Origin of the sequence: Citrobacter sp. Igbk 14 (assembly GCF_028069825.1) — a bacterium.
Lineage (GTDB): Bacteria > Pseudomonadota > Gammaproteobacteria > Enterobacterales > Enterobacteriaceae > Citrobacter.
The window spans coordinates 38,949-46,765 of record NZ_JANEWM010000035.1; the positions used below are offsets into that span (position 1 = coordinate 38,949).

The window sequence follows — 7,817 nt, forward strand, 5'->3', positions numbered from 1 at the left end:
GAAGCACTCGCAAGAGGCGTGTTGGTGAGGTGGCCGAGAGGCTGAAGGCGCTCCCCTGCTAAGGGAGTATGCGGTCAAAAGCTGCATCCGGGGTTCGAATCCCCGCCTCACCGCCATTTGCATCCGTAGCTCAGCTGGATAGAGTACTCGGCTACGAACCGAGCGGTCGGAGGTTCGAATCCTCCCGGATGCACCATATTACTTGATAGCGCTTTAGCAGCGACATCAAATCTGCAGTAAAGTAAGTTTCCCTGATGCATCCGTAGCTCAGCTGGATAGAGTACTCGGCTACGAACCGAGCGGTCGGAGGTTCGAATCCTCCCGGATGCACCATCTTCTCCGAGATAACAGCAAAACTGTTGTTTCATGGTATGCGAGATAATCGCGAGTACCAGGGAGGATAACGTTGCTTCAGCAACGGCCCGCAGGGCGAGGCGCAGCCGAGTAATCCTCCCGGATGCACCATCTCTTACTTGATATCGTTTATTACGATATCAATATCGGCAGTAAAGCAAGTTTTCCGATGCATCCGTAGCTCAGCTGGATAGAGTACTCGGCTACGAACCGAGCGGTCGGAGGTTCGAATCCTCCCGGATGCACCATCTTCTCCGAGATAACAGCTAAACTGTTGTTTCATGGTCTGCGAGATAATCGCCAGCACCAGGGAGGATAACGTTGCTTCAGCAACGGCCCGCAGGGTGAGGCGCAGCCGAGTAATCCTCCCGGATGCACCATCTCTTGTTTTCTCCAATCTAGTTTCACCGATGCATCCGTAGCTCAGCTGGATAGAGTACTCGGCTACGAACCGAGCGGTCGGAGGTTCGAATCCTCCCGGATGCACCATCTTCTCCTGAATTGTTTTCTTACCTCTCCCTGAATTATTTCCTTATCTTCCCTGAACAATCCTCAATTCGCTGTCAGCGACAAAATCAATCAATTACGATAAAATAACGTCTGGTTAATCGGCTTGTGAGAAGACGATGTACGAACGTTATGCAGGTTTAATTTTTGATATGGATGGTACCATCCTGGATACCGAACCTACGCACCGTAAAGCGTGGCATGAGGTATTAGGACGTTATGGGCTACGTTTTGATGAGCAGGCTATGGTCGCTCTCAACGGTTCCCCAACGTGGCGTATTGCCCAATCGGTGATTGAACTGAACCATGCCGATCTTGATCCCCATGCACTGGCGCGTGAAAAAACCGATAAGGTTAAAAGCATGCTGCTGGATAGCGTCCAGCCTTTACCGTTGGTCGATGTTGTGAAAGCCTGGTATGGTCGCCGTCCTATGTCAGTTGGCACTGGGAGCGAAAGTGCCATTGCAGAAGCTCTGCTCACTCACCTTGGGCTGCGTCGTTATTTTGATGCAGTGGTGGCGGCCGATCACGTACAACGCCATAAACCGGCTCCAGATACCTTCTTGTTATGTGCTGAGCGTATGGGCGTCGTTCCGGCTCGCTGCGTTGTGTTTGAAGATGCCGATTTTGGGTTGCAGGCAGCGCGTGCGGCAGGAATGGATGTTGTGGATGTTCGGTTACTGTGAGTGATGGACTGTCGCTCCTCTCACTGTTTGCCAGCAGCTTTCTCAGCGCCACGCTATTACCTGGAAATTCTGAAGTTGTTTTAGTTGCCTTACTGGTTTCTGGAGCGAGTCATCCCTGGGTCTTAGTTTTAACAGCAACAATGGGTAATAGCCTTGGAGGGTTAACTAACGTTATCCTTGGGCGTTTCTTTCCGTTGCGTAAAACATCGCGCTGGCAAGAGAAAGCCACTGGCTGGCTGAAGCGCTATGGCGCAGTCACACTATTATTAAGCTGGATGCCGGTTGTGGGTGATTTACTGTGCTTGTTAGCGGGATGGATGCGCATCTCGTGGGGCCCGGTGATCTTTTTTTTATGTCTTGGCAAAGCGCTGCGCTATGTTGTGGTCGCGGCGGTTACGACGCAAGGCATTATGTGGTGGCACTAATTGTGTTGTGGAATAACCTTCAGGGTGACCAATACCATTATGCTAATTAAAACGATTTTGACAGGCGGGAGGTCAATTTGATCCCGGACGTATCACAGGCGCTGGCCTGGCTGGAAAAACATCCTCATGCGTTAGAGGGGATTCAACGCGGGCTCGAGCGCGAAACGCTGCGTGTTAATGCTGATGGTTCATTGGCAACGACAGGCCATCCTGAAGTGTTAGGCTCGGCGCTAACGCATAAATGGATAACCACCGACTTTGCCGAAACGCTGCTGGAGTTTATTACTCCACCGGGCGATGACATTCACAAAATGCTCACGTTCATGCGCGATCTGCATCGCTATACCGCCAGGAATCTTGGCGATGAGCGTATGTGGCCACTGAGCATGCCTTGCTATATTGCTGAAGGTCAGGATATCGAGCTGGCGCAGTACGGTACTTCGAATATCGGTCGTCTGAAAACCCTTTACCGTGAAGGCCTCAAAAACCGTTACGGCGCGTTGATGCAGACTATCTCCGGCGTACACTACAACTTCTCGCTGCCGATGGCTTTCTGGCAGGCGAAATGTGGCGTAACAGATAGTGATGAAGACGTTAAAGAAAAAGTGTCAGCAGGGTATTTCCGTCTGATCCGCAACTACTACCGTTTCGGTTGGGTGATCCCGTATCTGTTTGGTGCCTCACCCGCAATTTGTTCCTCCTTCCTGCAAGGAAAGCCGACAACGCTGCCGTTTGAAAAAACCGATTGTGGTATGTATTACCTGCCTTATGCCACGTCGCTGCGTCTGAGTGACCTGGGTTATACCAATAAGTCGCAAAGCAATCTCGGAATTACGTTTAACGATTTGCATGAGTATGTGGCAGGATTGAAGCGCGCGATTAAAACGCCTTCAGAAGAATACGCGGCGATCGGTCTCGAGAAAGACGGTAAGCGCCTGCAAATCAACAGCAACGTTTTGCAAATCGAAAATGAACTGTATGCGCCAATTCGTCCGAAACGCGTGACTCGCAGCGGTGAAACGCCATCTGATGCACTTCTACGCGGCGGCATTGAGTACATCGAAGTGCGTTCACTCGATATCAACCCATTCTCGCCAATCGGCGTAGATGAACAGCAGGTGCGCTTCCTCGATTTGTTCATGGTTTGGTGTGTTCTGGCAGATGCGCCGGAAATGAGTAGCGACGAGCTGCTGTGTACGCGTACTAACTGGAATCGCGTTATTCTGGAAGGGCGCAAGCCAGGTCTGACGTTAGGAATTGGTTGTGAAACGGCTCAATTCCCGCTGCCTAAAGTGGGTAAAGATCTGTTCCGTGATCTGAAACGTGTGGCACAAACGCTGGACGGCATTCACGGGGGAGAGGAATATCAAAAAGTCTGTGACGAACTGGTTGCCTGCTTTGATAATCCTGAGCTGACATTCTCAGCGCGGATCCTGCGGTCTATGATTGATACAGGTATTGGCGGCACGGGTAAAGCGTTGGGTGAAGCGTACCGTAACCTGTTGCGCGAAGAGCCATTGGAACTGCTGCAGGAAGAAGAATTTATTGCTGAAAGTGCGGCTTCCAAGCGCCGTCAGCAGGAGATTGAAGCGGCAGATACTGAGCCGTTTGGTGTGTGGCTGGAAAAGCACGCCTGATACAAAAGAAAAAGGCCACTCGGGAGTGGCCAAAATTTCATCTCTGAAAACAGGGATGATGATAACAAATGCGCGTCTTTCATATACTCAGACTCGCCCCGGAACAAAGAGTTCAGAATATTTTTAAAAAATTTATCGGAGGTGGCTAAATGCCGTTGTTAGATAGTTTTACTGTCGATCACACCCGGATGGAAGCTCCTGCAGTCCGGGTTGCAAAAACGATGAACACCCCGCATGGCGACGCTATCACCGTGTTTGATCTGCGTTTCTGCATTCCGAACAAAGAAGTGATGCCTGAGAAAGGTATTCATACGCTGGAACACCTGTTTGCTGGTTTTATGCGTAACCACCTGAATGGTAACGGTGTCGAGATTATTGATATTTCGCCAATGGGTTGTCGTACCGGTTTCTACATGAGCCTGATTGGAACGCCGGACGAACAACGCGTAGCTGATGCCTGGAAAGCGGCAATGGCAGACGTGTTGAAAGTGCAGGATCAGAATCAGATCCCGGAACTGAACGTCTACCAGTGCGGTACGTATCAGATGCACTCGCTCAGTGAAGCGCAGGACATTGCCCGTCATATTCTGGAACGTGATGTCCGCGTTAACAGTAATGAAGAGCTGGCACTGCCGAAAGAAAAATTGCAGGAACTGCATATCTAGTCTGGGCGGGCCTGCTAAGCATTGTGCTATCAGGTCACCAAATGTCAGGCATAAAAAAGCCAGTTCATCTGAACTGGCTTTTTTTATTAGTGTGCGCCGCCGCCGCCACTGCCTGCACCGAATGGCGGTTTGGCAAACCACACCAGGCCGAGTAGCACGAGGAAAATCCCTGCAGACATCCAGAAGATTTCGTTAGCAGAAATAATCAGCCCCTGGTTGGTGATTTGCTGCGCCAGCCAGCCGGATGCCTGTTCTTTGGTCATCCCTAATCCCTGCAGCTGGTTATACATAGCCTGCGCATTAGGGTTATAAGGGTTTACTGACTCCGTCAGTTGCGCATGGTGCAGCGACTCACGGCTAGTCCACATCGTCGTGGTGATCGATGTACCAATAGAACCCGCCAGTGTTCGCGTAAAGTTAGACAGGCTCGATGCTGCCGCCATACGTTCAGGCGGTAAACCCGATAGCGTGATGGTGGTCAGTGGCATAAAGAAGCAAGCCACCGCGAACCCCTGAATAAACTGCGGCCAGGCCGATGCACCAAAATCCATACCGGGTTCGAACGTCCACGCACGCCAGTAGAAACAGACGGCATACATGATGAAGCTGAACGTGACCAGCCGACGCATATCCAGCTTGTGTGCGAAACGGCCGATAATCGGCGACAGAATCACTGGAATCACCCCAACCGGTGCAGACGCCAGACCTGCCCAGGTTGCCGTATATCCGTACACCTCCTGCAATAACTGCGGCAACAGGACGATTGCGCCGAAGTAGAGCATATAGGCCAGACTGATACACAGACAGCCGATGGTAAAGTTACGCGACTTAAACAGCGAGAGATCGACAATGGGGTGCTCGTCGGTAAGCTCCCAGACGATGAGGAAGCTGATTGCCACCACGGCGACAACCGTCAGGATGATAATTTCCTGTGAGGCGAACCAGTCCAATTCTTTGCCGCGGTCGAGCATAATCTGCAAACTACCGATACCAATGACCAGCAGCGCCAGACCAATGGCGTCGATACGCCGCTGCTCGGTTTTGGTTTCCCGACCGCGCAGCGTTTGCAGCGTCATCAATACCACTACAGCACCGATTGGCACGTTGATGAAAAATATCCAGCCCCAGTGATAGTTGTCGCTGATATAGCCCCCAAGAATGGGGCCACAGATCGGGGCAACAATCACCGTCATCGACCAGAGCGCGAGGGCAATGGAGCGTTTGGCGGGAGGATAGTTATTCAGTAACAGGCTTTGCGATAGCGGGATTAACGGACCGGCGACAATACCCTGAATGACGCGGAAGAAAATCAGCATATTCAGGCTGGTGGACATCCCACATGCCCATGACGCAATGACGAAGGCGATAGTTGACCACATGAATAGTCGTACTTCGCCAACGCGTTTTGCCAGCCAGCCGGTGATCGGAATAGAGATAGCATTCGCCACCCCGAATGAGGTGATCACCCAGGTTCCCTGGCTCAGTGAAGAGCCGAGGTTCCCGGCGATAGTGGGGATCGCCACGTTAGCAATGGTGGAGTCCAGCACCTGCATGAATGTCGCCAGGGACAGCGCAATCGTCATAATGACGAGCTGCGCGCCTTCCAGCGGTTTTTGCTGTTGCATCACACGCACCTTTGAATTAGCCCGCGTTGGCCTGCACGATCTCTTCGATCATCTTATTGACCGGATCAAGGTTGATTTCACGTGCATTACTTTCTGATACTGGCGTCGTGCGGACCTGGCTTGCCAGGATCTGCCCGTCACGATTAGCGGTATCTACCGTAACCAGTGTCGACAAACCAATACGCAGTGGATGTTGTGCCAGCTGCTGCGCATCCAGTTCGATACGTACCGGCAAACGCTGGACGACTTTGATCCAGTTACCGGTCGCGTTTTGCGCCGGCAGCAGGGAGAAGGCGCTGCCCGTACCCATATCCAGGCCGACGACTTTCCCGGTGTATTTCACATCATCGCCGTAAATATCACTGATGACGGTCGCCGGTTGGCCAATACGCATGTGCGCCAGCTGTGTTTCTTTGAAGTTGGCATCCACCCACAGGTTAGTGGCCGGAACAACCGCCATCAGCGGCGTAGTCGGGCTAATTTGCGCGCCAGGCTGCACGGCACGACGGGAAACATAGCCGGTCATCGGGCTGACAATTTTAGTACGTTCCAGCGCCAGCCAGGCATTACGCACTTCGGTGGCAGCCTGTTGTACAGCAGGTTGATCTTCCAGCTTGCTACCCAGAATCATTGCCTGGTTTGCATTATATTGTTGGATTGCGACATCAAGCTGAGCCTGAGCGCTGGCGACAGCATCGCGGGCATGTTGCAGTTCTTCGCGGCCAATCAGGTTGGCGTTACCCAGTGGGACACGGCGATTAAAATCGCTTTGTGCCTGGGCCAGCGCGGTTCTCTGCACTTCAATGCTTGCCTGCAGTTGCTTGCTGTTGATCATCAACTGGTGCGTCTGGCGCACGCTGGACGCCAGCGCAGTTTTGGCTTTTTCAAATGCCTGTTTGGCATCTGTCTGATCGAGAGTGACCAGGACATCGCCCTGTTTTACAAAGTCAGTGTTATCAGCCCAGACTTTCGTCACGCTGCCTGATACCTGCGCCATAATTTGAACCTGGTTCCCTGCCACGTACGCATCGTCTGTCTCTTCGATATGACGCAGTACTAAAAACCAATAAATCCCATATGCCACGGCAATGATAATAAAGAGCAAGGTCAGAAGCAGCAGCATACTTTTACGTTTGCCATTCTTCTTGACCGGTTGCTGCGGGGTTTGAGTCTCCGCATTTGCGCTCATGTTGTTCTCCACGATCTTATTTTTTTCACATCGGCTGGAGCCGACCTGTTTATCAGAAAGGCCAGCACTGTGCGTGCTGGCCTGTCGGTTTTTCATTTATAAATCTGGATTTCTGAGCGAGTCAGCGCGTTAGCGCAGCGCTTCTAATACCGCGCCATCCTGCTCCATCTGATCAAGACGGGTCAGAAGTTTACGGGTGATGTGCTCAAGTTGATCTTTTTCGGTGGTGCTGAGAGATGACCAAAGCTGATGAAGGCAGTTGTGCTGAGGCGGTAATACCTCCTGCAAAAAAGCATGGCCTTTTTCGGTCAATTGCAGATGCAGACAGCGACGATCGTTATCGCTTTCGCGACGCTCGATCCAGCCACGTTTTTCTAACTCATCCGCGATGCGGGTGGCGTTAGTCCGTGACGAGCCAAGTGCGCAGCTCAGTTCAGAAGGCTGAATACTGTGGTTTTCCTGAGACTCCAGCGTAATCAACGCCATAAACAACGTCTCGTTAATCCCTTGAGCTTTCAGCATCTTATTGCGGTTTTCCAGCAGCTTGCCCTGCATATGCATGCAAAGACGAGTCAGAAGCACTTCCTGATAAGGGAACTCTTCGTAGCGGCTGGCGCGAAATTTTAGCATTTGTTCAATGGGCGTAAACGAACTATCCATTTGGGTATAACCTCATTAATTTCAGCCGATATAGTAACGACAGTGACAAATAAAGTAAATGTATTATTT

7 protein-coding genes and 5 tRNA genes are annotated in these 7,817 nt (G+C 51.6%); 9 read left to right on the forward strand and 3 right to left on the reverse strand.

Features of this window, described 5'->3' with window-relative positions; translation table 11 throughout:
* Positions 1-23: 23 nt before the first annotated feature.
* The 9 genes from NNN64_RS14620 to luxS all read left to right on the forward strand — a co-directional run bounded on the left by NNN64_RS14620 (position 24) and on the right by luxS (position 4,274).
* Positions 24-116: transfer RNA gene (locus NNN64_RS14620), tRNA-Ser, on the forward strand.
* A 3-nt stretch (positions 117-119) separates the two neighbouring features.
* Positions 120-196, forward strand: a tRNA-Arg gene (locus NNN64_RS14625).
* A 60-nt stretch (positions 197-256) separates the two neighbouring features.
* A tRNA-Arg gene (locus NNN64_RS14630) sits at positions 257-333 on the forward strand.
* Positions 334-525: 192 nt separating this feature from the next.
* Positions 526-602 (forward strand) — tRNA-Arg (locus NNN64_RS14635).
* 164 nt (positions 603-766) lie between these two features.
* A tRNA-Arg gene (locus tag NNN64_RS14640) sits at positions 767-843 on the forward strand.
* 137 nt (positions 844-980) lie between these two features.
* Positions 981-1,547 (forward strand): fructose-1-phosphate/6-phosphogluconate phosphatase, encoded by a 567-nt coding sequence (yqaB, locus tag NNN64_RS14645; protein ID WP_271441823.1) that lies wholly within the window; start codon positions 981-983, stop codon positions 1,545-1,547.
* Positions 1,544-1,972, forward strand: a complete 429-nt coding sequence (locus NNN64_RS14650; RefSeq protein ID WP_271441824.1) for a YqaA family protein — start codon at positions 1,544-1,546, stop codon at positions 1,970-1,972. Before yqaB ends, NNN64_RS14650 begins: the two co-directional genes overlap by 4 nt.
* A gap of 77 nt (positions 1,973-2,049) precedes the next feature.
* Complete coding sequence (gene gshA, locus NNN64_RS14655; protein ID WP_271441825.1) at positions 2,050-3,609, forward strand: glutamate--cysteine ligase; 1,560 nt, start codon at positions 2,050-2,052, stop codon at positions 3,607-3,609.
* A gap of 149 nt (positions 3,610-3,758) precedes the next feature.
* Positions 3,759-4,274 (forward strand): S-ribosylhomocysteine lyase, encoded by a 516-nt coding sequence (gene luxS / locus NNN64_RS14660; protein WP_003037312.1) that lies wholly within the window; start codon positions 3,759-3,761, stop codon positions 4,272-4,274.
* Between the two features lie 86 nt (positions 4,275-4,360).
* Here the strand turns inward: luxS and emrB are convergent, their stop codons facing one another.
* The 3 genes from emrB to mprA all read right to left on the reverse strand — a co-directional run bounded on the left by emrB (position 4,361) and on the right by mprA (position 7,748).
* The gene (gene emrB / locus NNN64_RS14665) at positions 4,361-5,899 is read right to left on the reverse strand and encodes a multidrug efflux MFS transporter permease subunit EmrB (RefSeq protein WP_061068443.1); all 1,539 of its coding nucleotides are present in this window, start codon (positions 5,897-5,899) and stop codon (positions 4,361-4,363) included.
* A 16-nt stretch (positions 5,900-5,915) separates the two neighbouring features.
* Positions 5,916-7,088 carry a multidrug efflux MFS transporter periplasmic adaptor subunit EmrA gene (gene emrA / locus NNN64_RS14670; protein ID WP_048213008.1) on the reverse strand — a complete coding sequence of 391 codons (1,173 nt, stop codon included), beginning with the start codon at positions 7,086-7,088 and terminating at the stop codon, positions 5,916-5,918.
* A gap of 129 nt (positions 7,089-7,217) precedes the next feature.
* Positions 7,218-7,748: a transcriptional repressor MprA gene (gene mprA, locus NNN64_RS14675; RefSeq protein ID WP_005122929.1), complete on the reverse strand. Its 531-nt coding sequence runs from the start codon at positions 7,746-7,748 to the stop codon at positions 7,218-7,220.
* Positions 7,749-7,817: the final 69 nt, after the last annotated feature.